Annotated in this window: 32 protein-coding genes; 19 read left to right on the forward strand and 13 right to left on the reverse strand. The window is 60.9% G+C overall.

Annotated elements, in window-relative coordinates:
- The first annotated feature begins 17 nt into the window (after positions 1-17).
- The 4 genes from paaI to BMZ42_RS08590 are packed head-to-tail and all read left to right on the forward strand — an operon-like array spanning position 18 to position 3,288.
- Positions 18-449 carry a hydroxyphenylacetyl-CoA thioesterase PaaI gene (gene paaI, locus BMZ42_RS08575; protein WP_091521040.1) on the forward strand — a complete coding sequence of 144 codons (432 nt, stop codon included), beginning with the start codon at positions 18-20 and terminating at the stop codon, positions 447-449.
- A gap of 24 nt (positions 450-473) precedes the next feature.
- On the forward strand, positions 474-1,784 hold the full coding sequence (paaK, locus tag BMZ42_RS08580; RefSeq protein ID WP_091521042.1) for a phenylacetate--CoA ligase PaaK: 1,311 nt from the start codon (positions 474-476) through the stop codon (positions 1,782-1,784).
- Complete coding sequence (locus BMZ42_RS08585; protein ID WP_091521045.1) at positions 1,784-2,383, forward strand: TetR/AcrR family transcriptional regulator; 600 nt, start codon at positions 1,784-1,786, stop codon at positions 2,381-2,383. Before paaK ends, BMZ42_RS08585 begins: the two co-directional genes overlap by 1 nt.
- 38 nt (positions 2,384-2,421) lie before the next feature.
- Positions 2,422-3,288, forward strand: a complete 867-nt coding sequence (locus BMZ42_RS08590) for a PaaX family transcriptional regulator (protein WP_091521047.1) — start codon at positions 2,422-2,424, stop codon at positions 3,286-3,288.
- Between the two features lie 3 nt (positions 3,289-3,291).
- Here BMZ42_RS08590 and BMZ42_RS08595 read toward each other — a convergent pair whose 3' ends face one another.
- Positions 3,292-3,711, reverse strand: a complete 420-nt coding sequence (locus BMZ42_RS08595) for a PaaI family thioesterase (protein WP_091521049.1) — start codon at positions 3,709-3,711, stop codon at positions 3,292-3,294.
- Between the two features lie 99 nt (positions 3,712-3,810).
- Here BMZ42_RS08595 and paaA point away from each other — a divergent pair, with 99 nt between their 5' ends.
- The 5 genes from paaA to paaE all read left to right on the forward strand — a co-directional run bounded on the left by paaA (position 3,811) and on the right by paaE (position 7,518).
- The gene (gene paaA, locus BMZ42_RS08600) at positions 3,811-4,806 is read left to right on the forward strand and encodes a 1,2-phenylacetyl-CoA epoxidase subunit PaaA (RefSeq protein ID WP_091521052.1); all 996 of its coding nucleotides are present in this window, start codon (positions 3,811-3,813) and stop codon (positions 4,804-4,806) included.
- Between the two features lie 10 nt (positions 4,807-4,816).
- The gene (paaB, locus tag BMZ42_RS08605; protein ID WP_091521054.1) at positions 4,817-5,104 is read left to right on the forward strand and encodes a 1,2-phenylacetyl-CoA epoxidase subunit PaaB; all 288 of its coding nucleotides are present in this window, start codon (positions 4,817-4,819) and stop codon (positions 5,102-5,104) included.
- Entirely contained in the window at positions 5,104-5,862 is a 759-nt protein-coding gene (paaC, locus tag BMZ42_RS08610; protein ID WP_091521056.1) for a 1,2-phenylacetyl-CoA epoxidase subunit PaaC, read from the forward strand. Before paaB ends, paaC begins: the two co-directional genes overlap by 1 nt.
- A 62-nt stretch (positions 5,863-5,924) precedes the next feature.
- Complete coding sequence (gene paaD / locus BMZ42_RS08615) at positions 5,925-6,431, forward strand: 1,2-phenylacetyl-CoA epoxidase subunit PaaD (RefSeq protein WP_244523209.1); 507 nt, start codon at positions 5,925-5,927, stop codon at positions 6,429-6,431.
- 7 nt (positions 6,432-6,438) lie between these two features.
- Complete coding sequence (paaE, locus tag BMZ42_RS08620) at positions 6,439-7,518, forward strand: 1,2-phenylacetyl-CoA epoxidase subunit PaaE (protein ID WP_091521061.1); 1,080 nt, start codon at positions 6,439-6,441, stop codon at positions 7,516-7,518.
- A gap of 8 nt (positions 7,519-7,526) precedes the next feature.
- Here the strand turns inward: paaE and BMZ42_RS08625 are convergent, their stop codons facing one another.
- The 5 genes from BMZ42_RS08625 to BMZ42_RS08645 all read right to left on the reverse strand — a co-directional run bounded on the left by BMZ42_RS08625 (position 7,527) and on the right by BMZ42_RS08645 (position 12,017).
- Entirely contained in the window at positions 7,527-7,835 is a 309-nt protein-coding gene (locus BMZ42_RS08625; RefSeq protein WP_091521063.1) for a type II toxin-antitoxin system RelE/ParE family toxin, read from the reverse strand.
- Positions 7,832-8,110 (reverse strand): type II toxin-antitoxin system ParD family antitoxin, encoded by a 279-nt coding sequence (locus BMZ42_RS08630; protein ID WP_091521065.1) that lies wholly within the window; start codon positions 8,108-8,110, stop codon positions 7,832-7,834. The genes BMZ42_RS08625 and BMZ42_RS08630 overlap by 4 nt, the downstream gene beginning before the upstream one ends.
- A 63-nt stretch (positions 8,111-8,173) precedes the next feature.
- A complete protein-coding gene (locus tag BMZ42_RS08635) occupies positions 8,174-9,823 on the reverse strand; it encodes a thiamine pyrophosphate-binding protein (RefSeq protein WP_091521067.1) in 1,650 nt (549 codons plus the stop codon).
- Positions 9,820-10,995: a CaiB/BaiF CoA transferase family protein gene (locus tag BMZ42_RS08640; protein ID WP_091521070.1), complete on the reverse strand. Its 1,176-nt coding sequence runs from the start codon at positions 10,993-10,995 to the stop codon at positions 9,820-9,822. Before BMZ42_RS08640 ends, BMZ42_RS08635 begins: the two co-directional genes overlap by 4 nt.
- 92 nt (positions 10,996-11,087) lie before the next feature.
- Positions 11,088-12,017: an alpha/beta fold hydrolase gene (locus BMZ42_RS08645; protein WP_091521139.1), complete on the reverse strand. Its 930-nt coding sequence runs from the start codon at positions 12,015-12,017 to the stop codon at positions 11,088-11,090.
- A 226-nt stretch (positions 12,018-12,243) separates the two neighbouring features.
- Here BMZ42_RS08645 and BMZ42_RS08650 point away from each other — a divergent pair, with 226 nt between their 5' ends.
- The 3 genes from BMZ42_RS08650 (at position 12,244) to BMZ42_RS08660 (ending at position 14,961) form a co-directional block, all read left to right on the forward strand.
- Positions 12,244-13,278: an ABC transporter substrate-binding protein gene (locus tag BMZ42_RS08650; RefSeq protein ID WP_091521072.1), complete on the forward strand. Its 1,035-nt coding sequence runs from the start codon at positions 12,244-12,246 to the stop codon at positions 13,276-13,278.
- A gap of 103 nt (positions 13,279-13,381) precedes the next feature.
- Complete coding sequence (locus tag BMZ42_RS08655; protein WP_244523207.1) at positions 13,382-14,173, forward strand: ABC transporter ATP-binding protein; 792 nt, start codon at positions 13,382-13,384, stop codon at positions 14,171-14,173.
- Between the two features lie 2 nt (positions 14,174-14,175).
- Entirely contained in the window at positions 14,176-14,961 is a 786-nt protein-coding gene (locus tag BMZ42_RS08660; protein ID WP_175556674.1) for an ABC transporter permease, read from the forward strand.
- A gap of 56 nt (positions 14,962-15,017) precedes the next feature.
- On the opposite strand, the gene BMZ42_RS08665 is transcribed toward BMZ42_RS08660, so the two are convergent.
- From BMZ42_RS08665 to BMZ42_RS08680, 4 genes are all read right to left on the reverse strand, one after another.
- Positions 15,018-15,422 carry a curlin gene (locus tag BMZ42_RS08665; RefSeq protein ID WP_091521077.1) on the reverse strand — a complete coding sequence of 135 codons (405 nt, stop codon included), beginning with the start codon at positions 15,420-15,422 and terminating at the stop codon, positions 15,018-15,020.
- 169 nt (positions 15,423-15,591) lie between these two features.
- Complete coding sequence (gene csgH / locus BMZ42_RS08670; protein ID WP_091521080.1) at positions 15,592-15,957, reverse strand: curli-like amyloid fiber formation chaperone CsgH; 366 nt, start codon at positions 15,955-15,957, stop codon at positions 15,592-15,594.
- Between the two features lie 66 nt (positions 15,958-16,023).
- Complete coding sequence (locus tag BMZ42_RS08675; protein WP_091521082.1) at positions 16,024-16,458, reverse strand: curlin; 435 nt, start codon at positions 16,456-16,458, stop codon at positions 16,024-16,026.
- Between the two features lie 111 nt (positions 16,459-16,569).
- Entirely contained in the window at positions 16,570-17,214 is a 645-nt protein-coding gene (locus BMZ42_RS08680) for a hypothetical protein (RefSeq protein WP_139207896.1), read from the reverse strand.
- A gap of 137 nt (positions 17,215-17,351) precedes the next feature.
- Between BMZ42_RS08680 and ettA the strand changes: the two genes are divergently transcribed.
- The 3 genes from ettA (at position 17,352) to BMZ42_RS08695 (ending at position 21,056) form a co-directional block, all read left to right on the forward strand.
- Entirely contained in the window at positions 17,352-19,001 is a 1,650-nt protein-coding gene (gene ettA / locus BMZ42_RS08685) for an energy-dependent translational throttle protein EttA (protein ID WP_091521144.1), read from the forward strand.
- Between the two features lie 223 nt (positions 19,002-19,224).
- On the forward strand, positions 19,225-20,346 hold the full coding sequence (locus BMZ42_RS08690) for a beta-ketoacyl-ACP synthase III (protein WP_091521086.1): 1,122 nt from the start codon (positions 19,225-19,227) through the stop codon (positions 20,344-20,346).
- 80 nt (positions 20,347-20,426) lie between these two features.
- Complete coding sequence (locus BMZ42_RS08695) at positions 20,427-21,056, forward strand: MOSC domain-containing protein (protein WP_091521089.1); 630 nt, start codon at positions 20,427-20,429, stop codon at positions 21,054-21,056.
- Between the two features lie 4 nt (positions 21,057-21,060).
- On the opposite strand, the gene BMZ42_RS08700 is transcribed toward BMZ42_RS08695, so the two are convergent.
- Positions 21,061-21,372, reverse strand: coding sequence for a DUF2293 domain-containing protein (locus tag BMZ42_RS08700; RefSeq protein WP_091521092.1), 312 nt, complete (start codon positions 21,370-21,372; stop codon positions 21,061-21,063).
- 87 nt (positions 21,373-21,459) lie between these two features.
- On the opposite strand from BMZ42_RS08700, the gene BMZ42_RS08705 reads away from it, so the two are divergent.
- Together BMZ42_RS08705 and metF are read left to right on the forward strand one after the other, a co-directional pair.
- Complete coding sequence (locus BMZ42_RS08705) at positions 21,460-22,479, forward strand: ArsR/SmtB family transcription factor (protein ID WP_091521146.1); 1,020 nt, start codon at positions 21,460-21,462, stop codon at positions 22,477-22,479.
- The gene (gene metF / locus BMZ42_RS08710) at positions 22,479-23,393 is read left to right on the forward strand and encodes a methylenetetrahydrofolate reductase [NAD(P)H] (protein WP_091521094.1); all 915 of its coding nucleotides are present in this window, start codon (positions 22,479-22,481) and stop codon (positions 23,391-23,393) included. The genes BMZ42_RS08705 and metF overlap by 1 nt, the downstream gene beginning before the upstream one ends.
- 341 nt (positions 23,394-23,734) lie before the next feature.
- Here the strand turns inward: metF and BMZ42_RS08715 are convergent, their stop codons facing one another.
- Positions 23,735-24,649, reverse strand: coding sequence for a DMT family transporter (locus BMZ42_RS08715; RefSeq protein ID WP_091521097.1), 915 nt, complete (start codon positions 24,647-24,649; stop codon positions 23,735-23,737).
- Positions 24,650-24,804: 155 nt separating this feature from the next.
- Here BMZ42_RS08715 and BMZ42_RS08720 point away from each other — a divergent pair, with 155 nt between their 5' ends.
- Together BMZ42_RS08720 and BMZ42_RS08725 are read left to right on the forward strand one after the other, a co-directional pair.
- The gene (locus BMZ42_RS08720; protein ID WP_091521098.1) at positions 24,805-26,025 is read left to right on the forward strand and encodes an alanine racemase; all 1,221 of its coding nucleotides are present in this window, start codon (positions 24,805-24,807) and stop codon (positions 26,023-26,025) included.
- Positions 26,026-26,048: 23 nt separating this feature from the next.
- On the forward strand, positions 26,049-26,399 hold the full coding sequence (locus tag BMZ42_RS08725) for a VOC family protein (RefSeq protein ID WP_091521101.1): 351 nt from the start codon (positions 26,049-26,051) through the stop codon (positions 26,397-26,399).
- A gap of 29 nt (positions 26,400-26,428) precedes the next feature.
- On the opposite strand, the gene BMZ42_RS08730 is transcribed toward BMZ42_RS08725, so the two are convergent.
- The coding region (locus BMZ42_RS08730; protein ID WP_139207897.1) for a transposase at positions 26,429-26,721 on the reverse strand (293 nt) is incomplete at its 5' end.

Raw genomic sequence — 26,721 nt, forward strand, 5'->3', positions numbered from 1 at the left:
CAGCGAGGGAGGAGCGCATGAGCATGACACTGGAGGAGATTGCCCGCCGCAGTGCCGAGGCAATGTGGGCGCGCGATGACGCCTCGAAATGGCTTGGCATGAGTCTGGATACGGTCGGGCCGGGCGCCGCGACCACTTCGTTCACGGTCGAGAAGCATCACACCAACGGCCATGATATTTGCCATGGCGGCTATATCTTCACACTCGCGGATTCAGCATTCGCCTTTGCCTGCAATTCTCACAACCGCATCGCGGTGGCCCAGCACAACACCATCACGTTCGTCGCGCCGGGAAAGCTTGGCGACCGGTTGACTGCGACCGCGCGCGAGATCGCGCAATATGGCCGCTCTGGCATCTGCGATGTGCGCGTCACCAATCAGGATGGCAAGCTGATCGCCGAGTTTCGCGGCGCGTCGCGGACGATTGAAGGCAAGCATTTCGAAGAATGACGCACACAAAGCGGAGGAGCCGCGATGAAAGACCTGACGCCGCGCAAGGAAGAACTCGACCCGATCGAAATTTCATCGCGAGACGAGATTGAGGCACTGCAACTTCATCGCCTCAAATGGTCGCTGAAGCATGCCTATGACAACGTTCCGCACTATCGCGTGTCTTTCGATGCTGCCGGGGTGCATCCCTACGATCTCAATCACTTGTCGGACCTTGCGCGGTTTCCGTTCACCGTAAAGTCGGACCTTCGGCAGAACTATCCCTTCGGCATGCTTGCGGTGCCACGCCAGCAGGTGATGCGGCTTCATGCGTCGTCGGGGACAACCGGAAAGCCAACCGTCGTTGGCTATACCAAACACGACATCGAGGTGTGGGCGGAATGCGTCGCGCGCTCGATGCGTGCGTCCGGCACGCGGCGCGGCGACATTGTTCACATCGCCTATGGCTACGGGCTGTTCACTGGCGGCCTCGGCGCGCATTACGGCGCGGAGCGCCTCGGCTGCACGGTCGTGCCGATCTCCGGCGGCATGACCCCGCGTCAGGTGACGCTGATCGAGGATTTCGGCGCCAGCACGATCATGGTCACGCCGTCTTATATGTTGTCGATCCTCGATGAATATCGCGCGCAGGGGCTTGATCCGCGCAACTCTCCGTTGCAGGTCGGCATCTTCGGCGCAGAGCCTTGGACCAATGCGATGCGCGCCGAGATCGAGGAAGCGTTCGACATGCACGCGGTGGATATTTACGGCCTGTCCGAAGTGATGGGGCCGGGTGTTGCCAATGAGTGCGTCGAGACCAAGGACGGATTGCACATCTGGGAAGATCATTTCTATCCGGAGGTGATCGATCCGGTGACCGGCGCAGTGCTGCCGGATGGAGAAAAGGGCGAGCTGGTGTTCACGTCGCTGACGAAAGAGGCGTTTCCGATTATCCGCTATCGCACGCGCGACCTGACCCGCCTGCTGCCGGGGACAGCGCGCACGATGCGGCGAATGGAGAAGATCACCGGACGCACCGACGATATGATGATCCTGCGCGGGGTCAACGTTTTTCCAACCCAGATCGAGGAGCAGATCCTCAAGGTCGCTGGGCTTGCACCTCATTTCCAGATCGAGCTGCTGCGCGAGGGGCGCATGGACGAGATGGTCGTGCATGTCGAGGCAAATGCGTCAGATGCCTCACCAACTGCCCGAACCGCATGTGCCGAAAGCCTGATGATGCATATCAAGGAGAACATTGGCATCTCGGTGCGCGTCGATGTGACTGATCCTGAGGCGGTGGCCCGCAGCCAGGGCAAGGCCATTCGCATCGTCGACAACCGGCCCAAGAACTGATGGCTCGATCCCGCGCCAAGGACCACGACGAAAAGCGTGGCGCGATCCTGCGCCAGGCGGCGATCGTCTTTGCGCGCGATGGCTATGACAGGGCCTCGATGGCGCGGCTGGCAGCTGAGTGCGGCGTGTCGAAGGCGTTGCTCTACCATTACTACACGTCCAAAGAGGCGCTGCTATTCGACATATTGCAGAGTCACTTGGCGGAGCTTGTTGATGTGGTAGAGGAGGCGGACGATCCCGCACTTGATCCCCACAAGAGGCTTGAGCGGCTGGTCGTTGCCCTGCTGGAAGCCTATCGCGACGCTGACGATCAACATCAGGTGCAGCTGGCATCGCTCTCGCTGCTGCCCGAGGCCGAGCAGCAGGAACTGAAGTCGCTGGAGCGGCGGCTGGTGGCGATTTTTTCGCAAGCGATAAGAGACGTGGAGCCCGCGCTCTTTGAAGACAAAGCGCTGTTGAAGCCGGTGACGATGAGCCTGTTTGGCATGCTCAACTGGGTTTATATGTGGTTTCGCGATGGCGGCGCGCTCAGCCGGGAAGGCTATGGAAAGCTTGCAACCAGACTGCTTGTGGGCGGGCTCAGGGAACTCGCTCGATAGCTTGTCACACACCGGCTGCTCGTGGCATTGGAGCAGCCATGACAGTCACCGCCACCACGCCATCAGATGCAATCGACAGTCTCATCGAAGCCCTGCATGAGCGGGGACGTCTTCGCGTCTGGTCGCTGGCCATCACGATATTCGGCGATGCGGTGGTGCCAAGAGGCGGACGGATATCGCTTGCCAATTTGCAGGAGGTGATGACCCGGTTGCGAATTGAGCCCGGAGCCTTGCGCACCGCAATGTCGCGGCTTGCCGGCGATGGCTGGGTGGTTCGCGACAAGCAAGGGCGCAATTCGTTCTTCAGCCTCGATGCGCACGGACGCCATGCGTTCGATCTGGCGACAAGGCGTATCTATGCAGGCGCCGCCCCGGCGTGGTCGGGCAAATGGACGGTTGCAATCGCGCCGCCGGGTGTGGAAGCGCCTGATCTTGCCAGTATCGGGTTTGTGCGCGTGAATGGCAGTGTGTTCCTGCGCCCCGACACGGCGGAAGCGCCTGATGCCGCCGCTGAACTTTCCGGCATGCTGGTCATTCACGGGCAGGGTGTCGAGCACCCCGAAAATTTGCGCAGCCTGTGGCCGTCGGACGAAATCTCATCCGCCTATGACGGGTTTGTTTCAGTCTACGCACCGTTGCTGGACGTGTTCAGCGGGAGCGCAAAGCTGGAGCAGCTGGATGCGATCGCCGCGCGCACGCTGATGGTTCATGACTGGCGCCGCATCGTGTTGCGCGATCCCGGCCTGCCGGATGATTTGTTGCCGGAAAACTGGCCCGGAACCCGTGCGCGCGAGATCGCAGGCGACCTTTATCTGCGTCTGCGCGATGCCAGTGAAGCATGGCTGGACGCTGCCGGCATGCCAGCGCAAGCCGACCCTGAGCGGTTCCAGTCCCGCTGGCGCTGACATTCAGTCTTCCAGATAGGCAAACGTCGCGGTGGATGTGACCGCGATGCGTTCATCGCCCTCCGCGCGCATTTCGACGCGCGTATAAGCCATGCGCCGCCCGTTGGAGAGGACGTCGACGCGAATGTCGACATTGCCGGGCTTTAGCGGTCGGATGAAATGCGTTGTCAGGTCAACGGTGGTGCACATGCGCAGCCGACCGTTCAGCGCGGCGAGGGTGACCACGCTGGCCGTGTCCGCCGCCGAAGTCGTGGCCTGACCGCAGATGACGCCGCCGATCTGGGCAAGCGCTGGATTTTCGGGAAGCACGAATGTTCCTCCGGACGCATCGAAGCCGGTTGGCTTCAGCCCCAGCGCGACAATCCACGGCGCGAAAATCGTCTCCAGCGCCTTTTCTGCTTCGGCCACCCCAAAATCCGGCATGCGATACTCCCTTTCGTGTTACGAAATATTGCTATCTTCTGGAATTTTCGTTACATATTGAAATGCGGTTGGGTGGTATCCGACCACGGAGGAGATGCGATGTACAGTCAGGGACTGATCGGTGCGAAAACCGACAGCGGCGAAGATCAGGCGTTTCTCGATGCCTTCCAGCGGCGCATCGACGCCGAGGAAAAGATCGAGCCCAACGACCCGATGCCGGAAGGATATCGCCGCACGCTGATCCGCCAGATCGGCCAGCATGCCCATTCTGAAATCGTCGGCATGCTGCCCGAAGGCAACTGGATCACGCGCGCCCCATCACTGCGGCGCAAGGCGGCGCTGTTGGCCAAGGTTCAGGATGAGGGCGGCCACGGTCTCTACCTCTATTCCGCCGCCGAGACGCTGGGCGTCTCGCGCGAGCAGATGACCGAGGAACTGCTGTCCGGCAAGGCGAAATACTCTTCCATCTTCAACTATCCGACGCTGACCTGGGCCGACATCGGCGCGATTGGCTGGCTGGTCGACGGCGCGGCGATCATGAATCAGATCCCGCTCTGCCGGTGCTCCTATGGTCCCTATGCCCGTGCGATGATCCGCGTCTGCAAGGAAGAAAGTTTCCACCAGCGGCAGGGCTATGAGATCATGCTGACGCTTTGTCGCGGCACCGATGCCCAGAAGGAAATGGCGCAGGACGCGCTGAACCGCTGGTGGTGGCCGTCGCTGATGATGTTCGGCCCGCACGATTCCGACAGCCAGCATGGCGACCAGTCGATGCGCTGGAAGATCAAGCGTTTCACCAATGACGAGCTGCGCCAGCAATTCGTCGACGCGACGATCCCGCAGGCCGAGTTCATCGGGCTGACGGTTCCTGATCCAGAACTGAAGTGGAACGAGGAACGCGGCCACTACGATTTCGGCGCGATCGACTGGGATGAATTCTGGCGTGTGGTGAAAGGCGGCGGCCCGCTCAACACCGAGCGTCTTGAGGCCCGACAGAAGGCCTGGGACGAGGGTGCATGGGTGCGGGAAGCGGCGCTCGCGCATGCGGAAAAACGCAAGCTGCGCCGTGAGGCGGCACGGGTTGCGGCAGAATAGGGGAAGAGCGATGACAAAGCACGAAATCCCGCTGTGGGAAGTCTTCATCCGCCCGCGCAACGGGTTGGCGCACAAGCATTGCGGCTCGGTCCATGCCGCTGACGAAGTGATGGCGGTGCATGCCGCGCGCGACGTCTACACACGGCGCGGCGAGGGCGTCTCGATCTGGGTGGTGCCGTCGGCGGCAATCGTCGCGTCCGATCCCGAGCAGAAGGACGAGAATTTCGAGCCATCGATCTCCAAGGTCTACCGTCATCCGACGTTCTACGAAGTTCCGGAAGAAGTGGGGCATATGTAATGGAGGATCGTTCCGCGCTCGTGACATTCCTGCTGCGGTTGGCTGACGACCACCTCATCCTCGGCCACCGGCTGTCGGAATGGTGCGGCCATGCGCCGATGCTGGAAGAAGACCTCGCGATGCCCAACATCGCGCTCGACCTGATCGGGCAGGCGCGGGCGCTGTACCAATATGCCGGCGGGGTTGAAGGCAAAGGCCGTAGCGAGGATGATCTGGCCTATCTGCGGCGCGAGCGCGATTATCTCAACTGCCTGATGGTCGAGCGCCCGAATGGCGATTTCGCCCACACCATGTTGCGCCAGTTTTATTTCGCCGCCTTCATGCACCCGTTCTGGGAAAAGGCGATGGAGTCGCAGGATGCGATGCTGGCTGGCATTGCCGGCAAGGCGGTCAAGGAAGTCGCCTACCACATCCGTCATTGCGGTGAGTGGGTGATCCGCCTTGGCGACGGCACGGAAGAAAGCACGGCGCGGATGCAGGCGGCGCTGACGGCGCTGGCGCCTTACGTTGACGAATTGTTCGAAAGCGATGCGGTGACCGCCGCCATGGCCGAAGCCGGTATCGCGCCGAGCCCCGCATCTCTGCGCGCGCCGTTCGAAGCGACCGTGCAGTCCGTCTTTGCCGAGGCGTTTCTGGATGCCCCCGCTGCCCCATGGGCGAAAACTGGCGGGCGGCAGGGTCTGCACAGCGAAGCGATGGGCTTTCTGCTTGCCGAACTGCAATATATGCAGCGCAGCTATCCCGGAGCGAATTGGTGAGCGCCGCCCGTCTTTCCCTCCCCCTTGAGGGGAGGGTGGCGGCGCAGCCGACGGGTGGGGTCATCTCCACCCCGGCAGCGTTTGTTGTTAGCAGCGCAGACCGCGCCTGGGCGGCAGCGGCTGCGGTTCCCGACCCTGAAATCCCTTGCGTGACGGTGGCCGATCTCGGCATCCTGCGTTCGGTCGAGATAGACGACCACGGCGTCGCCATCGCCCGTGTCACCCCGACCTATTCCGGCTGTCCGGCGGTGCTCGCCATCGAACTCGCCGTCGAAGCTGCGTTGCTCGATGCAGGGTTCGAGGCGCGGATCGAGCGGGTGATCGCGCCGGCCTGGACGACCGACTGGATCACAGCGGAAGGCCGCGACAAGCTGCGCGCCTACGGCATCGCGCCGCCGCAAAAAGCGTCGAACTCGGTGCGAGCGCTGTTTGGCGAAACACAGGTGGCCTGTCCGCAATGCGGTTCCGGCGAAACGGAACGTCTGTCCGAATTCGGTTCCACTGCATGCAAGGCACTGTATCGCTGCACCGCGTGCCGCGAACCCTTCGACTATTTCAAGTGTATCTAGGCAGATCATGGCACCCAGATTCCACCACCTCAAGGTTGCGTCCATCGCCCGCGAAACGCCGGAGGCCGTCGCCATCGCGTTCGAAATTCCGGACGAACTGAAGGATGCCTTTGCTTTCCGCCCCGGCCAGTATCTGACACTGTCCACCGACATCGACGGCGAGGAGGCGCGGCGGTCCTACTCGATCTGTTCCGCGCCGGGCGAAACCACGCTGCGGGTCGGCGTCAAGAAGGTCGCCGACGGACGGTTCTCCAGTTTCGTCAACGACCGCTTGTCGGTCGGCGACACCATTCGCGTCATGCCACCGGAAGGCCGCTTCACCTCGCTGATCGGTGAACGCCATGACTACATTCTGATTGCTGCCGGGTCCGGCATCACGCCGATGCTGTCGATTGCGGGTACCGTTCTGGCGCATGAGCCGGACAGCACGATCACGCTGATCTATGGCAACCGTACCTCCGGCACGATCATGTTCCTCGAAGCGCTGGAGGATCTGAAAGATCGTTTCCTGCAGCGGTTCTCGCTGATCCATCTGCTGTCGCGCGAAACGCAGGATGTCGACCTGTTCAATGGCCGCATCGACGGCGCACGCATCCGCGAACTGGCGGCGCGTGGCCTGATCGACCCCACCAAGGCCGATGGCGTCTTTCTGTGCGGTCCCGGCGAGATGATCGACGATGTCGCCTCAACGCTGGCGCAACTGGGCGTCGAGGAAGACCGCATCCGGTTCGAACGCTTCACGCCATCGGGCGAAGCCGCACCAGCCCGTCCCCGCTCGGCACAAGCGCAAAAGGCCGCCGAACAAGGTGTCCAGATCGAAGTCATCGTTGACGGGGTGCGGCGCGCATTCCCGATGGGCGAGGGCGATGCGACCGTGCTCGACGCGGCGCATCGCGCCGGGCTGGAACTGCCCTATTCCTGCGCCGGCGGCATGTGCTGCACCTGCCGCTGCCGCGTCGCCGAAGGAGCTGCGGAAATGGCGGTCAACTACTCGCTCCAGCCATGGGAGATCGAAGCAGGCTTCACGCTCGCCTGCCAGACCCGCCCGACGTCGCAAAATCTGGTGCTGGATTTCGACGCGGTGTGACGTGGCGATCAGTCGTCGCCAAACGCTGTTTCCCAGTCTTTGCCGGAGCGAAACAGGCGCAAGATCAGGACGTCGGTTTCATCGACGACAAAAGCAATGGTGATCCTACGCTCAAAGCCGATCACGCGTAGACCCGCAACCACGTCGTCACGGGAGCTTCCGCGATTGGAGGCAAGATCGAGCTTGGTGCATGTCTCGATCAGGCGGTCGACGTAACGTCGTGCGGTCTGTTTGCTGATTTGTGCTTCCAGCCAGGTTTCAATCTCGAACAGGTCCGCCTGTGCCTGCTCCGAAAATGAAACCCGACGGGATTTCATGCCTGTCGGTCGCGCGCATGACGGCGCTTGTTCAGCTCCGCAACGACTTCATCGACAGGAACCAGGCGCTCCGTGCCGGCTTTGACACGATCGTAGGTCTCGGCCACTTCGGTACGTAGCCAGTTTTCGATGGCCTTGTCGTGCTGCTGCAGCGCCCGGATGCCAGCCCGGACGACTTCGCTGGCCGAACCATACTCACCGGATTCGACAAGGCGGTCGATATAATCGGACTGTTCTGTCGGTAGACTGATTGTGCGGCGGTCGATCTTGTTCATGACCTGCTCCGATGAAGTATGAAACATTCATACCACATCGGAGCGGGACAACCAATCGAATGCCTACTTCCCCGCTCTGATCTCGCTCAGCGTTTTCGCCGGCGTGATGGCTTCGGGATCAAGCTTGATCTCGATGATCGACGGTTTGCCGCTCGCACGGGCGCGTTCGAATGCCGGGGCGAAGGCGTCGGTCGTCGCGACGGTTTCACCATGGCCGCCGAAGGCACGCGCATAGGCGGCGAAGTCGGGGTTCTTCAATGATGTGCCCGAAACGCGGCCGGGATAGTCGCGCTCCTGGTGCATGCGGATCGTGCCGTAGATGCCGTTGTTGAGGATCACCACGATGATCGGCAGGTCATATTGCACGGCGGTGGCGAATTCTTGCCCGTGCATGAGGAAATCGCCGTCACCGGCCCACACGATGACCTCGCGGTCGCGGTGGACATGCTTGGCGGCGACGCCAGCCGGCAGGCCGTAGCCCATCGAGCCGGAAGTCGGGGCGGCCTGGGTGCTGAAGCGACGATAGCGATGGAAGCGGTGCATCCAGGTGGCGAAATTGCCGGCGCCGTTGCAGATGATCGCGTCTTCCGGCAGCACGCCTTCCAGATGGACCATGATCGGTCCCATCTGCACATTGCCGGGGCCGGTGGTCGGCGGCGTCGACCAGTCGAGGTAGTTCTGGTGCAGTTCCTCGGTGCGGTTCGCCCAGGCAGGTGTCGTCTTGGGGGCTGTCTGCGCGAAGGCGTCGACAAAGGCGGTCGGGGTGGCGTTGATCGCCAGTGTCGGGCGGAAAACGCGGCCCAGTTCGTCCGCATCCGGATAGACGTGGACTAGCTTCTGGTCCGGATAGGGGCTTTTGATCAGCGTGTAGTCGGACGAGGGCATTTCACCGAAGCGACCGCCGATCAGCAGGACCAGGTCCGATTGCTTGATATAGGCGGCGAGTTTCGGGTTGATTCCGATGCCGACATCGCCCGCATAGGAGGCGTGCAGGTGATCGAACAGTGCCTGACGACGGAACGAACAGCCGACCGGCAGCGCCCAGCGCTCAATGGTTGCGCGCAGCTTTTCGACAGCGTCGCTGCTCCAGCGTGTCCCGCCCAGAATGACGAAAGGCCGCTCGGCTTTCTCCAGAAGCGACTGCAAGGCGGTCATTTCCGGCTCGCCGGGGCGCGTTTCGACTTGCGTCGCGGGCAGTGGTCGAAGCGTTTCCACCTCGTCGGTCAGCATGTCTTCCGGCAGCGAGATCACCACCGGGCCGGGACGGCCGGAGGTAGCGACGGAAAATGCGCGTGTCACCAGTTCGGGAATGCGGGCAGCATCGTCGATTTCGACCACCCATTTGGCGATCGGACCATAATAGGCCTTGTAGTCGACTTCCTGAAACGCCTCGCGTTCCTTGATGCGGCGCGCGACCTGACCGATGAAGAGGATCATCGGGATCGAGTCCTGCATGGCAATATGGACACCCGCGGAGGCGTTGGTCGCGCCGGGGCCACGGGTGACGAAGCAGATGCCGGGCTTGCCGGTCAGTCTGCCCTCACAGTCGGCCATCATTGCCGCGCCGCCTTCCTGGCGGCAGATGACGGTGTCGATCTTCGAGTCGTGCAGGGCGTCGAGGACAGCAAGATAACTCTCGCCGGGAACACAGAAGAGCCGCTCGACACCATTTGCTTCAAGGGCGTCGACGATGAGTTGGCCGCCTGTTCTCATTTTTCCCGTTCCTCCAGTTCTGCGAGAATTTCGTCCGTGTGCTGCCCGAGTCGGGGCGACGGACGGTCATACTGCAACGGCGTGCCGCTCATGACCATGGGGGCGCGCACGGAAGGAAGCGTGTTGCCCATGCCGTCGTCGAGCTGCATGCGCATGCCGCGCGCGATCACCTGCGGGTCGTCGAACATCTCGCCGATATTGTTGATCGGGCTGGCCGGAACGGCGTTGACGTCGAGCAGCGGCAACAGCTTGCCGCGCTCCCACGTCGCCAGGGTTTCGACAAGAATTTCGCGCAGGCGCGCGCGGTTGGCGACACGCGCGGGATTGGTGGAAAAGTCGGGATCGGTGGCCAGATGGTCAAGGCCGACGACCTTGCAGAACCGCTGGAACTGACCGTCATTGCCGACCGCGAGAATGAAAAACCCGTCCTGAACCGGCAGCACTTCGTAAGGCGCGATGTTCATATGGGCGTTGCCCATCTGCACCGGCACCTTGCCAGACACGAGATAGTTGAGGTTCTGGTTGCCCAGCACAGACACCTGCGTGTCGAGCAGCGCCATGTCGATATGCTGGCCTTCGCCTGTCGCTTCGGCGTGTCGCAGCGCTGCCTGGATCGCGATCACGGAATAAAGCCCGGTGAAGATGTCCGAGACGGCAACGCCGACTTTTTGCGGCTCGCGTCCGGCTTCGCCGGTGATCGACATCAGGCCGCTGATCCCTTGCACGACAAAGTCGTAGCCTGCGCGTGGCGCATAGGGGCCATCCTGACCGAACCCGGTAATCGAGCAATAGACCAGTCGCGGGTTGATCGCCTTCAGGCTCTCATAGTCGAGGCCGTACTTCTTCAGGCCACCAACCTTGAAATTCTCGATCAGAACGTCGGCAGTGGCAACGAGCTTGCGGATGGTTTCCACCCCTTCGGCGGTGGAAAAGTCCGCCGTGATCGACCGCTTTCCGCGATTGGTGGAATGGTAGTAGGCAGCGGACAGGTTTTCACCGTCACTGCCGGTTACAAAAGGAGGGCCCCATTTGCGGGTGTCGTCGCCGCCGTCTGGATTTTCCACCTTGATCACATCGGCGCCGAGATCGGCCAGAAGCTGCCCGCCCCATGGTCCCGCCAGAATGCGCGCGAGTTCGATGACACGGATGCCTTTGAGAGGGGGGTGGGCCATGTTTGCAGTTCCTTCGATTTCTCCCTCTGAGTTACCAGATCAGTGTTGGGTTCGTAATCGAGTTATCTCGATAGGGTCATGAGGTTTTCGCATCAATTGCGCAGGACGCTCGTCGCCCATCGAATGAAATCCTGCGTTATGACGTTACGATTCAACTCGTTGAGAGATTCGTGGCGGGTTTGCTCGTAAACCTTTGAAAAAAGATTCGAAAAGCCCAAACGTTCGAGCCGTTTGGCCAGATCATTTGTTGCCTTGCCGCCGTGAGTCGCAGGGTCTTTCTCCCCGCCGGTGATATTGAATGGCAGGTCAGTTCGCACGGTCGAGAAGTTGCGATCGTCCGCACCTGCAAAGATCAGATCGAACACCGTGGTCCACATTCCCACCGACGCGTTCCAGCCGCAGAGTTTGTCGGCGACATAGGCGTCGACTTCTGCCGTGTCTCTCGACAGCCAGTCGAACGCTGTACGGCTATCGCTGGTTTGTTTGCTCCACGCGTCAAAAGTCAGCTTCGGCAGCATGCGCGACGGCACATCTGAGCCGAGACGGAACCGTTCCCATGCGAGGATCAGCTGTGCAGCGCGCCCTGCCAATCCGGCGGAAAAATTGCCATTCCAGATCGCCGCAGCCGCAATGCGTTGCGAATGTGCAAGGACGAAATTGAGGCCGATCAGCGCGCCCATGGAGTGTCCGAAGACGATGACAGGGACGCCGGGATGCTCCTGCGCGATCAGGTCGTGCACAGCGCCGACATCGCTCAGAAGAAGTTCTGTCGCGTGCGTCGCCCCGAATGAGCCGAGAGGCGCTCCATCTGCCTTGGTATGGCCATGCCCCCGATGGTCATGGGCATAGACGACAAATCCGTTGTCTCGAAGTGCTGCGGCAAACCGTGCGTAGCGCGCTGCGTGCTCGGCGAGCCCGTGGTTGATCTGTATGACCGCTGCCGGGTTTGGCAGGCTGGTATTGTAGAGGTTGAGCCGTGCACCGCTTGGGGACGCCACCTCGCGCCTGTTTTCAAATGTCATGAACTTCTCGTTCTGATTTTTGCGAAAGACTTTCAACCGCAAGTGGTGATTTGACGTATTGCGTATTTCGGAGGCCGAACAGTTGCCGAAAACAGCGTTTTGCGACTGTCGTTGGGAATGTTTTTGTGACATCGCCCTGCGCTGTCACCTGACGTAGGGGTTGCCAAGTTCATAGTCTCACTGTTTCATGCTCATCAATAAAACAAAATGAATACAGGGGAACTATATGCTTTCACGACGAACTTTTTCTATGGCCGCCACTATGCTTGCGGGCGGGCTTATTGCGGCTGCTGCGGTAATCCCCGCTTCAGCCCAGACCAACATCTCATTTACGCTCGACTGGCGTTTCGAGGGGCCAGCAGCGGGTTTCTTTCTTGCTGAGGACAATGGGCACTTTGCTGCCGAAGGACTCAACGTGACCATCGACACCGGTGCAGGATCGGTCGAGGCGATCCCGCGGGTTTCCACCGGCACCTACCAGATGGGCTTCGGCGATATCAACTCGCTGATCAAGTTTCTCGATCAGGATCCCACGCAGGACGTTCGTGCGGTCATGATGATCTACGATATCCCGACCTTCTCGATCGTCGGTCGTCGTTCGCTCGGCATTACGGAAGACCCGAAGTCGCTGGAGGGCAAGAAGCTCGGTGCGCCGCCACCAGATGGTGCATTCGCGCAGTGGCCTGCCTTTGTTGACGTCAACAAGCTCGACACCTCGACCATCACGCTGGAGGGCATCGGCTTCCCGGTTCGTGAGCCGATGCTGGCGCAGGGCGAGGTCGACGCCGTGTTCGGCTTTGCTTTCTCGGTGATCCTCAACCTCAAGGCGCAGGGTGTGCCTGACGAGGACATCGTGCCGATCCTGATGGCAGAGAACGGTCTTGATCTCTACGGCAATGCGATCCTGGTCAACACCAAGTTCGCGGAGTCGAACCCGGAGGCTGTGAAGGGCTTCCTGCGTGCGCTTGCCAAGGGGTTCGCAGATGCCGTGGCGGACCCGGATGCGGGTGCCGCAGCGGTTCTCAAGCGTAACGAGATTCTCGATCTTGCCGTTGAGACTGAACGCCTGAAGATGGCCAACGCGATGAACATCAACACCGCAGCGGTTCAGACCAACGGCTTTGGCAACATCGAGATGGATCGTCTTGCACGCGCGTTCGAACAGCTCTGGCTGTCGATGGACCTGAAAGGCAATGTGAAGCCTGAGGATGTCGTTGATATGCAGTATCTGCCGCCGGTGGAGGAGCGCCGGTTCAAGTAAGGCAAAGAGCGTCGCTCCGCGATATCCGGGCAGCCAGATCGGCATCCTGGATCAAAGCGGGGCGACTTTCTTTTGGGAACTCGCAGGGGACTAAGGGGAAAATATGGGAGACCATCTGGTCAGAATTGAAAACGTCGATATGCGATACGGAGGCGAGGGGGGAGTTCTTGCAGTTTCCGGCCTCAATATCGCAGTCGAGAAGGGCGAGTTTGCAGCCGTTGTAGGTCCATCCGGCTGTGGCAAATCCACGCTCATGCGGCTTGTGACCGGGTTGCATATTCCCCAGACAGGCTCCGTCGTTGTGGCGGGCCAGCAGGTGACGAAGCCGGTGTCGATTGTCGGCATGGCGTTTCAGAATCCGACGATGTTGCCGTGGCGCACAACGCTCGACAACATTCTCCTGCCGCTGGAGATTGTCGACAAGCACCGCAAGCGGCTCCGCGCCCACAAGGCCGAATATGTCGCGCAGGCGGAACGTCTGCTCGAAATCGTCGGCCTCAAGGGATTTGGCGACAAGTTTCCATGGCAGCTTTCGGGTGGCATGCAGCAGCGCGCCAATCTGTGCCGGGCGCTCATTCATGAGCCGGAATTGCTGATGCTGGACGAACCGTTCGGCGCGCTCGACGCATTTACCCGCGAAGAACTGTGGCAGGTCATTCGCGATCTTCACGCGCAGCAGGACGTGACCATCGTTCTGGTGACCCACGATCTGCGTGAAGCCGTCTATCTGGCTGACCGGGTGTTCGTGATGAGCGCACGACCGGGCCGCGTGCTTCACGAACACAAGATCGACTTCCCGCGTCCGCGCGAACTCGAGCTGATGTACGATCCCGCATTCACCAAGAAAGTGCAGGAGTTGCGCGGCGAAATCGCAGATGCGAGGCAGGTGGCATGAGCATGTCAGGTACAAAGAAGTCAGGCATCAACTGGATCGCGCTTGCTCCGTGGATTTACACGATCGGTTTGTTCGTCGTCTGGGAGCTGGCGGTTCGGTTGTTCGCGATCCGTCCGACGATCCTTCCCGCGCCGTCGGCCATCGTTGGCGCGCTCTATCAGTATTGGCCGGCAATCCAGCGGCACTCGATCCAGACGTTGTTCACCACCACGCTGGGGTTTGGTCTTGCGGTCGTTGGCGGATTGGCGCTGGGCCTGCTCATCGGCTGGTCGCGCATGATCTATGCGGGGCTCTACCCGCTGATGGTGGGCTTCAACGCCATCCCGAAGGTCGCTGTCGTGCCGATTCTCGTCATCTGGTTCGGCATAGGAACGATTCCGGCAGTGCTCACGGCATTCCTGATCGCGTTTTTCCCGATCGTCGTGAACGTCGCGACCGGCCTCGCCACCATCGAGCCGGAAACGGAAGATGTGTTGCGCGCGCTTGGGGCCCGCAAGATGGACATCATGCTCAAGGTCGGTATCCCCCGCTCGATGCCGTATTTCTTCGGTTCGCTGAAGGTGGCGATCACGCTGGCCTTTGTCGGCTCGGTGATTTCCGAAACCATCGCCGCCAATTCCGGCCTTGGCTACATGATGGCGGCGGCGCAAAGCCAGTTCAACGTGCCGCTCGTGTTCGCCGGTCTGATTATGCTCGCGATTGAGGGTATCGTCATGTACGCGGTGATGGCCTGGGTCGAAACCCGCATGACAGGCTGGGCACACCGCAGCCAGCTGGCCAACGCCTGATCCCGAAGGTCAGCGATCAACTCAAAGGGCGCGGATCACTCCGCGCCCTTTTTCCATTACCAGCCGAACTGGAATGTCGCGCCGGTGCCGCCATTGCCGTTCTGGGTGACGTTGCTGCTGGTGTTGCGACCGAACTGGAACAGGCCGTAGCGGTTGCCATTGCCGTTCTGCGCCAGCGTGCCGCTGTGGCCCTGGCCCTCCTGGTGGACGATGCCGAGATTGCCCGAACCGTTCTGCGCCAGCCCGGCGGAATTGCCGCTGCCGATCTGGCGGATGCTGCCGCTCTGCACTGCGTTGACGAGCGCGTAGATGCCGAGCCCGGCACGCATGACGCGGTGTTCATCAGCGTTGCGCGGCTGCAGATTGAAACTGACCGAGCCGGCGTGGGCTGGTGCCGCCAGAGCAGCGGTGCTGACGGCGAGGGCGGTGAGAGCGGTTGCAAGTGCGTTGCGGGTGGTCATCTGCGTTCTCCTCTGAAGGTCTTTTGCTTCGATATCTGGAGAATGCACCACCGCGTCTGAACCGGTTTGGAACCGGTCATTCATTGCGCGTTAATGGGAGTTCATACGCCCGCATGAAGAAAAGGCCCCGGAGATATCCGAGGCCTTTACCATTGGTGTTGCGCTACCATCAGAGGCGTTTGGTGCATGAGGTGGTGTGGCCGCCGACGGTAACGTCAAGGCTGATGCGCTGGCCGCTGCCGCTCAGCATGACGGAGCTCAGAACCTGCGGTTTGCCGACGCCGGCGTCGAAATCACCGCCCTGGCTGATATTGGCACCGGGGCCGCTGACTTGCAGCGTGTAGGTGCCGCTGATCGCTTTGGACGCATGCACGCGGCCCTCGATGCTTGTCATGCCACCTGACGATTTCTTCGTCGCGATCTCGCACTGCACCGGCTGAGAGCCCGGCTGGCTGGCTCCCGCGGTGCTGAATGCTGCGCCAAGCCCGGCCACAACAAGCGCTGCGCAGATCGAAAATTGCTTGAGATTGGTCATCGCTCTGTTCCTTTCGTTCGGTGCCGCACGGGAGCTGGGGGGCTCCGGTGCGGCGGTGAACCTCGATCAGGGGCAGGTCTGGACGAAGGCTGCGACGTTGCCGCTGCCGGTCTGCGCGACGTTGCCGCTGCAGCCATTGCCGACCTGGACGCCTGCGGCGATGTTGCCATTGCCGTCCTGCACCACGACGGCGTTGTGGTTGGAGCCGAACTGGCCGACACCAGCCTGATTGTAGCGGCCGGTCTGATGCGCCTGCGCGGTGTTGCGGCGGCCGTTCTGGCCGATGGCGATGGTGTTGCTGCGGCCGAACTGGTTGCCGATGGCGCTGTTGCGGCGGCCGTCCTGATAGATGCCCATGTTGTTGTTGATGCCGGTCTGGCGACCGCCGGCCTCGTTGCGCACGCCGTATTGGTCGAGCCAGACGCTGTTGGCCATGGCTGGGATTGCGGAAAAGCCCATGATTGCTGCGACGGCGGCGGTGAGAAAGAAATTCTTGTTCATGTCTTTGGCTCCGGTCTCTGGGGTTGGCTTCGTTTCGAGAACAACGCCACTATCTCCCCAGCCCCTCGAACCAGACCTGAACCGGATGTTCAGCCGGCGTTCACGCGAAAATCACTCCCGCCACATCGTTATCGTCCGCCCGTTGGACAGCGCGCCGGAATAATAGTCCGGGCCGTCACGCCGCAGAACCGCGATGCGGTTTCCGTTGGAGGCGTACACTAAAAACTCTGCATCAAGTCCGGTCATCGTTTCGTCGAGCCGGAAATCGTTGGCGCTGGCCAGAAGTGCGTTGTTGCATCCCGAAGCCCGTGCCGTGCCGCGTTCCGTGTTTGCGCCGGACCACGAGCCGGGCGCAGCCAGCGAGAGGGCGCAAGCGCAATCGGGAACGCCATCCGTGATCTGCCAGTTGCCGCGAATGTCGAACTCGGAGGGCAAAGCGCTGGCAGCAAGCTTGCCGGCGACCGCACCGCCGACCGGTCCGGCCACCATTCCGCCAGCCCCGGCAATGGCGTTGCGGCCGACCGTCCGTCCGACATTCCATGCTGTTGCGGTTCCAAAGGCCGTCAGCCGATCCGGTTTGGCCGGTGGGCCATCGGGCAGGGGAGCTGCGCATTGGCGCGGCCCGATGGACGCATCTGCGGCAGACGATGCCAGGCCGCTGCCCGGTGTTGCCTGACAGGCGGCAAGGACAAGCAGCACCATTGCACTGATGCCGGATCGGATGGCGACGTTATGAAAATGGCGGGGTCGGGTCATTGCTGGCCCATGCAGCACGACAATGGCAAGAGTTTGGTGACATCGGGTCAGTTGCAGCGATTGCCCTTCGGCTTTGGATCGCTTACATACGCCCCAACGATTTTTCCCGCACAGGAACAACGGAGTTTTCGCGCGCCATGGCACGCCAGTTCATCTATCACATGTCGGGCCTGACCAAGGCTTACGGCGCCAAGAAGGTTCTCGAGAACCTTCATCTTTCATTCTACCCCGATGCGAAGATCGGTATTCTCGGCCCGAACGGCGCCGGTAAATCGACCGTCCTGAAGATCATGGCGGGTATCGACAAGGATTGGAGCGGTGAGGCCTGGCTCGCAGACGGTGCGACCGTTGGCTATCTCGCACAGGAGCCGCATCTCGAGCCCGAACTCAACGTCTTCGAAAACGTCATGCAGGGCGTTGCCAAGAAGACCGCCATCATCGAGCGCTACAATGAGCTGATGATGAACTACTCGGACGAGACCGCGGAAGAATCCGCGCATCTCCAGGACGAGATGGATCGCCTCAATCTGTGGGATCTGGAGCAGCAGGTCGAGATGGCGATGGAAGCGCTGGCCTGTCCTCCGAAGGATGCCGACGTCACCAAGCTTTCGGGTGGTGAGCGCCGCCGCGTTGCGCTGTGCCAGTTGCTGTTGTCCGAGCCGGACCTGCTGCTGCTTGACGAGCCGACCAACCATCTTGACGCAGAAACGACCGCGTGGCTGGAACGGCACCTGCGAGCCTATAAGGGCTCCGTGATCCTGATCACCCACGATCGCTACTTCCTCGACAACGTCACCGGCTGGATTCTCGAGCTCGACCGTGGCCGTGGCATTCCGTACGAAGGCAACTACACCGCCTATCTGGAAGCCAAGGCGAAGCGCCTCAAGCAGGAAGGCCGTGAAGACGACGCACGCCAGCGCGCGATCAGCCGTGAGCGCGAGTGGATTTCGTCGAGCCCGAAAGCCCGTCAGACCAAGTCGAAGGCCCGTATCCAGGCGTTCCAGGATCTGCTCGAGGCTGCCGACAACCGCCGTCCGACGGATACGCAGATCGTCATTCCGTATGGCGAGCGTCTGGGCAATGTCGTCATCGAAGTCGATGGCGTGTCGAAGGGCTTTGGCGACCGCCTGCTGATCGACGATCTCTCCTTCAAGCTGCCGCCCGGTGGCATTGTCGGCGTCATCGGTCCGAACGGCGCTGGTAAGACGACTTTGTTCAAGATGATCACGGGGCAGGAGACGCCGGACAGCGGTTCGATCCGCGTCGGCGAGACCGTGCAGCTCGGCTATGTCGACCAGAGCCGTGACGCGCTCGACCCGAACAAGACCGTCTGGGAAGAGATTTCCGGCGGTGCCGAAGTCGTCAAGCTCGGCAAGTTCGAGGCCAACACGCGCGCCTATTGCTCGTCGTTCAACTTCCGTGGCGGTGACCAGCAGCAGAAGGTCGGCAATCTTTCGGGTGGTCAGCGCAACCGCGTTCACCTTGCCAAGATGCTGAAGTCCGGCGGCAACGTGCTGCTCCTTGACGAACCGACCAACGACCTCGACACCGAGACGCTGGCCGCGCTTGAGGATGCGCTGGAAAACTATGCCGGCTGCGCCGTCATCATCTCCCACGACCGCATGTTCCTCGACCGTCTGGCAACGCACATCCTGGCGTTCGAAGGCGACAGCCATGTTGAGTGGTTCGAAGGCAACTTCGAAGACTACGAGAAGGACAAGGTCCGCCGTCTGGGCCCTGACGCGCTGAACCCGAAGGCGATGACCTACAAGCGCCTGACGCGCTGATTAGAAGCGCTAATCTTTGAAAAACGCCCCTTCGGCCTCACCGGCTGGAGGGGCGTTTTCGTTGGTGGGGTGATGTGCGCTACACAAAGATGTGCGCGCAATTCGTTGGGCGGTGGTTGAGAGTGCGGTTAAGCTTACGTAAACGCGATGCAGATAATTTGAAGTGACGTGACCTGAGAACGGCCGCGCCGCAGTCTCGTGGCTGCATTGTCAGGACAAGAACATGAAACGCGTCATTATCAGCGGTACAGGCGTCAGCATCCCGGACGCGGTGATTTCGAACGAAGAACTCGTTGAGAGCTTCAATGGCTGGGTCGATCGTGAAAATCTTTCGCGTCAGGCACAGGGGCTCGATCCGCTTCAGAAATCCAGCGCGGATTTCATCTATCACGCATCGGGGATCAAGCGCCGTCACGTCTATGCGCGCGAAGGTATTCTCGATCTCGACCGGATGGCGCCGCATATTCCGGCGCGCGACGACGACGAGCTTTCCGTCACCGCAGAATTCGGCGCGCAGGCGGCAAATGCCGCGTTGCAGGAAGCCGGCATCGACGCAGAGGAAGTCGATCTGGTCATCTGCGCCGGCTCGCATCTGCAACGGCTTTATCCTTCCATCGGCATCGAGATCCAGCAGGCCATCGGCGCCAAGGGCGCTGCGTTCGATCTCAGCCTCGGCTGCTCGTCCGCTGCGTCCGGCCTGCATGTCGCGTTCAACCTTCTGCGCTCGGGTGCCCACCGCCGCGCGCTGGTGGTGACGCCGGAGCTCATCACCGCACATCTGAACTTCCGCGACCGGCAAACCCATTTCATCTTCGGCGATGCCGCGACAGCGCTGTTGCTGGAGGCTGTCGATGATGACCGCCAGGTCGAAGGGCGCTTTGAAGTTCTCGACACCCGCAACTGGACGCAGTTTTCCAACAATATCCGCTCCAATTTCAGCTATCTCAACCGCGCCGCGCAAGAAGACACCAGTGTCATCCAGAGCGAAGGCAACCTGATCAAGCAGCAGGGCAACCGGGTGTTCAAGGATGTGACGGTTGCCAGCCACCGCTTCATCGTCGACTTCCTTGCGGAACATGGCCGCACGCCCGAAACGGTGCGTCGTTTCTGGCTGCATCAGGCCAATGCGCGCATGAACCAGATGATCCTGAAGCTCGCCTTCGGGCGCGAGATCGGTCACGACATTGCGCCGACCATTCTGGAAGAACTGGGCAACACGGCTGCTGCCGGGGCTATCGTTGCGCTTCACCAGAACCACAAGGACATGAAGGCCGACGATTATGGCCTGTTGTGCACCTATGGAGCCGGGTACTCTATCGGCGGCGCGCTGCTGCGGATGATGTGAGCCATCAACGGCACGAATAGATCGATCAGGCGAATTCTCTGGACGTTGCGCGCGTTTCAACCCATCAAAGCGCGGTGTTGATGGAGATTGACGTGACAGCAGAGCTTTTCGAACGCCGCGACGACGAGCCGGAAATTGTACCCGGCAAGAAGATCAGCGCACGCGTGGCCGGGCTTTTCACCGCTGCCAACAATGATTTCGTGACGGCTGCGACGCAAACGCTGGAACTTGATTTCGCTGGCATCGCTAATGATTTTCACACGGGACTTACACGCCGCTCGGGCGGGCGCGAGCCGTGGTATCCACGCGGCACTGAAATCCGCAACGAGCGCCAGCTTACCATCGTGGCGGCAGATGAACTTGCGGACGTGGCCCGCAAGATGGACCTTACAGAGGTCATGCCGGAATGGATCGGGGCCAATCTGGTGCTTGAGGGGATCGCCCGGCTGTCAATGTTGCCTGCGGGAACGATCCTGTTCTTCAAGAATGGCGTGACCCTGAAGGTCGACGGTCAGAACATTCCCTGCCGGCTCGCGGGGCGCTCCATCGCGCGTCATGCCGGCATGGCGGATGTCGACGCGGGATCGCTGTTGTTCCCGAAAGTGGCTCGTCGCCAGCGCGGCCTCGTTGCGTGGGTTGAAAAACCGGGCACGATTTCCGCTGGCGAAGAAGTCTCGGTCCGGTTGCCGGATCAGTGGATCTATCGCTGACAGGCTAGTCCGGATCATCCGCATCCAGAAGACGGGTTGCACGCCAGCGCGTCAGCGTCTCGTTGATCTCGTCGACGACGAAGAAGCGCGCCGCGTCGCGATCATATCCATCTGAAAGAAGCTCGTCATAGCTGCTGTGCTCGTGGCGGACATAGGTGATCGCCGCGATCCAGACTGCGATTGACGCGGGCAGGTCGCGCCGGTCGCGCGCGCTCGCCATCTCCCGTATCTTTTCAATATCCGAATAGGGCGCCATCGGCAGCAATGCGGTCAGGGCCTTCGCGATGGCTCTTTGTCGATTGGTATTGCGTATCATGGAGTGGTAACCGCGCGTCTGCGAATTCGACTTGTCAAAGCGCTCAGATTCACATAAATATATCTTTATGTGTTTTTGGACGTTGCCATGCTGATGCGCTCCTCGATAAATCTGAACGTGATGGTTGATACGCTGAAGGCGGCAGCGGAATCCAGCCGCTTCCGTATTCTGATGCTTCTGTCACGTGGCGATCTGACCGTGACCGACCTGACCGAGATCCTCGGCCAGTCGCAGCCGCGCGTCTCGCGTCATCTCAAGCTGCTGATGGAAGCAGCGCTGATCGACCGCTATCAGGAGGGATCGTGGGCGTTTTTCAGGGTCGCGGATGGCGAGCATGTGCGTGATTTCCTGAATGGAATTACGTCGCGCGTGGACACCGCCGACCCGGTCGTCGAGCGGGATCTGGAGCGGCTTGAAGCGGTCAAGCGCAAACGGCAGACAAAGGCAGCCGACTATTTCAGCGCCAACGCCGCGAGCTGGGACGAGATCCGGTCGCTGCATGTGCAGGATGGCGCGGTCGAAAATGCGATGCGTGAACTTGTCGGTGATCGTCCCTTCCAGGCGATGCTCGATCTTGGCACGGGCACGGGCCGGCTGCTCGAACTCTTTGCGCCGCTCTATCGTCGTGGTGTCGGCATCGACCTGTCGCGCGAGATGCTGACGGTCGCGCGCGCCAATCTCGACAAGGCCGGGATTGCGCACGCCCAGGTGCGCCAGGGCGACCTCTACGCGCCACCGGTCGAGCGCGATGCGTTCGATCTGGTCTCGATGCATCAGGTCTTGCACTATCTTGAGGAGCCGGGCGTTGCGGTTGCCGAAGCAGCGCGCCTTCTGCGTCCGGCTGGCCGGCTGATGATCGTCGACTTTGCGCCGCATGCGCATGACTTTCTGCGCGAGGAACACGCCCATTTGCGTCTCGGCTTCTCCGACCGGCAGATCGCGGATTGGCTTGAAGAAGCCGGCCTCGAACTTGAAGCAGAGCGTAGCTTTGCGCCCGAGAACGATGCGACAGGCCTCACCGTCAAGCTCTGGATGGCGCGCGATCAGCGCCTCCTCATTGCAGATCCCTCCCAGCTTCATTCTCTACATTCCAAGGAAATCGTCTGATGGCCGAGCCAAGACTCTCCCGCCGTGCCGATCTCGGTGAGCGCATCAAGGTGTCGTTCGAATTCTTCCCACCCAAGTCGGACGAGATGGAAAGCCGTCTGTGGGAGACGATCACGCGCCTTGAGACCGTCTCGCCGCATTATGTGTCCGTGACCTACGGGGCAGGGGGCTCGACGCGCGAGCGCACGGCGCGCACCGTCGGTCGCATTCTGGCGCAAAGCAGCCTCAAACCCGCAGCGCATATGACTTGCGTCGATGCCACCCGCGACGAAGTTGATGCGGTGGTCCGAGAGTTTGCCGAGATGGGCGTGACGCGCTTCGTGGCGCTGCGTGGTGATCCGGTATCCGGTGTCGGCGAGGCCTATCGCCCGCACCCGCAGGGCTATTCCAATGGTGCTGAGCTGGTCGCTGCGATCCGGCGCATCGGCGATTTCGATGTGTCTGTGTCGGCCTACCCTGAAAAGCACCCTGAAAGCGCGGATTTCGCCACCGACATCGACATGCTCAAGCGCAAGGTCGACAATGGAGCGACGCGGGCGATCACCCAGTTCTTCTTCGATAACGACCTTTACGAGCGCTATGTCGAGCGTGTCCGGCGCGCCGGCATCTACATCCCGATCGTTCCGGGCATCCTTCCGATCCATAATTTTGGCGCGGTGGCAAACTTCTCGGCGCGCTGCGGCGCGCATGTTCCGGCATGGATTGCCGAGCGATTTGCCGGTCTCGAGCGTGACCCGCAGACCCATGCGCTGGTCGCATCGGCGATTGCTGCCGAGCAGGTTCTGGACCTTGTGGAGCGCGGCATCGAAGAGTTCCACTTCTACACGATGAACCGCGCCGACCTTGCCTTTGCAATCTGCCACCTCATCGGCATACGGCCTGCGCCGGAGGCAAGTGCGGCGGCAGCTGCTTGAGGAAGGCGAAATGCTCAAACAAAAAGGCCGGAGGGTTTCTCCGGCCTTTTCGTTGCGTAATTGCTATGGGATGCGACGGAGTGGTCCGTCAGACCAGTACGCCCACAATCAGAGCGCCGACAAAGGCAAAGGCAGCACAAATCATCAAGGCGTTGATCGGCTTGGCAAGTCCCATCGTACAGCCTCCTCTGCTGACAACGCAGTCGATTCTAGGCGAACCTGCCCCGATGACAAGCAAATTTCCTCGCTGCGTCGCAGCAAATCGCTTCAGATCACGCTGATATGAAGCCAGCTGTTTGTTTTTCCTGACGAATGTTTTGTGTGAAAAACTGCAGGAAGTTTCACGTTCTGGTGCGACGGATCAGCCGTCCATCAATGATGATGAGACCCAATCCGATCAGCCCCATGCCACCGAATTCATACCACTGCATGCGTTCGCCGAGAAATAGAGCGCCGAGCAGGATTGCGGAGACGGGGACGATAAGGGTCACCAGCGAGGCATTGGTTGCGCCCGCCGAGCGGATCAGGGCAAAGAACAGGATGTAGCCGACCGAGGTCGCCAGCAATGCCAGACCGAGCACTGACAGCCACGCAGCCATGCTGGCGTCGAACAGGCCGCTGGTGCCGTTCCAAAGCAGCACCACCGGCAGCATGATCAGCGTCGACGCGGTGAGCTGGCCCGTGGCGACGATTTGCGGTGCCAGCTTGCTGAACCGGCGCGCATAGAGCGCTGCAAACGCATAGGATACGGCGGTTCCGACAAGGGCAAATTTGGCCCATACCGGCGCGCCTGAGGCGGTTACGACGTCCGGTCCGATCATCACCACCGCGCCGCATATTCCCAGAACGACACCGATGATCTTGTTCCAGGACAGCTTTTCGTCGTCCGTCATCATATTGGCAAGCAGCATCGTCCAGAACGGTGTGGTCGCATTGAGGATCGAGGCAGCACCCGCGCCAAGCTCGGTCTGGCCTGCAAACATCAACGTGAACGGGATCACATTGTTCAGGGCGGCGAGGCCAAAAAAGCTCGCAGCCATCGGCAGGGCGAGGCGAAATGACGGCCCGACAAGGGCGAGATAGATGTGAAGGGCGACAGCCGCAATCGAGACGCGGAAAAGAACCAGCGTCAGCGGATGGATTTCAAGAACCGCAACGCGTGCGAAGAAGAACGATCCGCCCCACAAAGCACCGAGCAGCAGCAGCATGCTCCAATCGCGGGGCGTAATTGTCTTCTGCTGTATCGAGGTCTTCATTGCAAAGGTTACTCCGGGCTGCTTTGCTCACGCATAGGATGCCGGTGTGGGGTTGGCCACCCGGTTTCAGCGCTGGTCTACGCAATGGCAACAACTGGCCAGCCATCTTCCTGTCGCGGACCGCATTTAGCGTCCTGCGGAAACTGGAGAGGTACATGCAGCGATTCGAAAATGCACGCGAGGCAGCGCTCGCACTTCGTCCGGACGATCCGGTCTATTGCTTTCGCCCTGAAGTGCTGAAGCAGGATTGCCGGGCGTTCATGTCGATGTTTCCCGGCAAGACAGCCTATGCAGTCAAGACCAATGGCGAGCCGATGGTGCTGAAAGCGCTTGCGGAAGCCGGTGTCACCGGGTTCGACGTGGCGTCTCCTGCCGAGATTGCGGAAGTCCGCGCCGTCGCACCCGATGCCGAGATGCTCTACATGCATCCGGTCAAGGCGCAGTCGCATATCCGTCTGGCGATGGAAGATTACGGCATACGCGTGATTGTGGTCGATCATGAGGATGAGATCACCAAGGTGACGCGCGTCGTTCGCGCCCTCGACATCGACCCCGGCACGGTGACCGTATTCGTGCGGCTGCAAACCAAGGGCAGTGCCGCTTACGAACTGTCGAAGAAATACGGTGCCGGACCTGCTGCCGCCGTCGAACTGATCGACCGGCTTGCCCGTGCCGGCTTCAAGGTCGGCATCTGCTTCCATGTCGGCAGCCAGATCGAGGATCCTGACACGTATGAGCGCGCGCTGGCTTCTGCGGCGTGGGTGCGAAGCCGCGTCAAGGCGGAGATTGCGGCACTCGATGTCGGCGGCGGCTTTCCAGCAGAATATGGCCACGATCCGAACCGCAGGCAGCCGGTCATGCCCTCGCTCGAGGAGATCATGACGCGGCTTCGCACCGACATCGACGAATGGGGTTTCAGCGGCACGCCGCTGGTTGCCGAGCCGGGGCGCGTCATCGTCGCGCGCGCCTATTCGCTGATCGTGCGGGTGCTCTTGCGCAAGGGCAGGCGGCTCTACATCAATGACGGTATCTGGGCGTCGCTGTCGGATTCATGGACCGGCAAGATCACGTTGCCGGCACGATTCATTCCCGACCCGGCAATCCGCCATCGCAATGGCGACCAGAAGAACATCGTGCCGTTCAAGGTCTGCGGGGCGACCTGCGATTCCGTCGATATTCTGTCACGTCCGTTCTGGTTGCCGGAGACTGTCGATACCGGCGACTGGATCGAGATCGGCCATATTGGCGCCTATTCCCTGTCGCTGCGCACAAGGTTCAACGGTTTCTACCCGGACACTTTCGTCGAGGTCACGACTCCCTTCGACGAAGGCGGCATGCCGGAAGGCTTTGCTAGCCTTGAAACCATGGCGGACTAGACGTCGGATCACGCGAGGAGCCTATGAAAGTCCAACGGATCGTTACCAATGTAGAAACGCCCGATCCTGGTCTGGCATGGCGGTTCTACGCCGAGGTGCTTGGTCTGGAAATCGTCATGGATCACGGATGGATCGTCACCTATGGCGCTGACGCGGCGATGAAGGTGCAGGTCAGTTTCGCATCGCAAGGCGGTGCCGACACGCCGGTGCCGGCACTTTCCATCGAGGTTGACGATGTCGAAGAAGCGCTGGCCCGCGTGAGGGATGCCGGGTTTCCAATAGAGTACGGGCCGGTTGACGAGCCGTGGGGCGTCCGGCGGTTCTTTACCCGGGATCCGTTCGGCAAGCTCGTCAACATCCTGTCACATCGATAACAGGTGTGGCTAGGCTCAGGACTCGTTGATCAGAGCCAGAAGATAACGGTAGCCGCGAGAGCGATTGCGGAGAGGAAGGCCATTGGGCACCTGTCATAGCGCGTCGCGACACGCCGCCAGTCTTTGAGACGCCCGAACATTATCTCGATCCGGTTGCGCCGCTTGTAGCGGCGTTTGTCGTATTTGATGGCCTTGTTGCGGGATTTGCGACCCGGAATGCAGGGAGTGATCCCCTTGGCCTGTAAAGCGTCACGATACCAGTCGGCATCATAGCCACGGTCGGCCAGCAGCCATTTGGCCCTGGGAAGTTCATCAAGCAAGG

It is taken from the genome of Aquamicrobium aerolatum DSM 21857 (assembly GCF_900113935.1).
Lineage (GTDB): Bacteria > Pseudomonadota > Alphaproteobacteria > Rhizobiales > Rhizobiaceae > Aerobium > Aerobium aerolatum.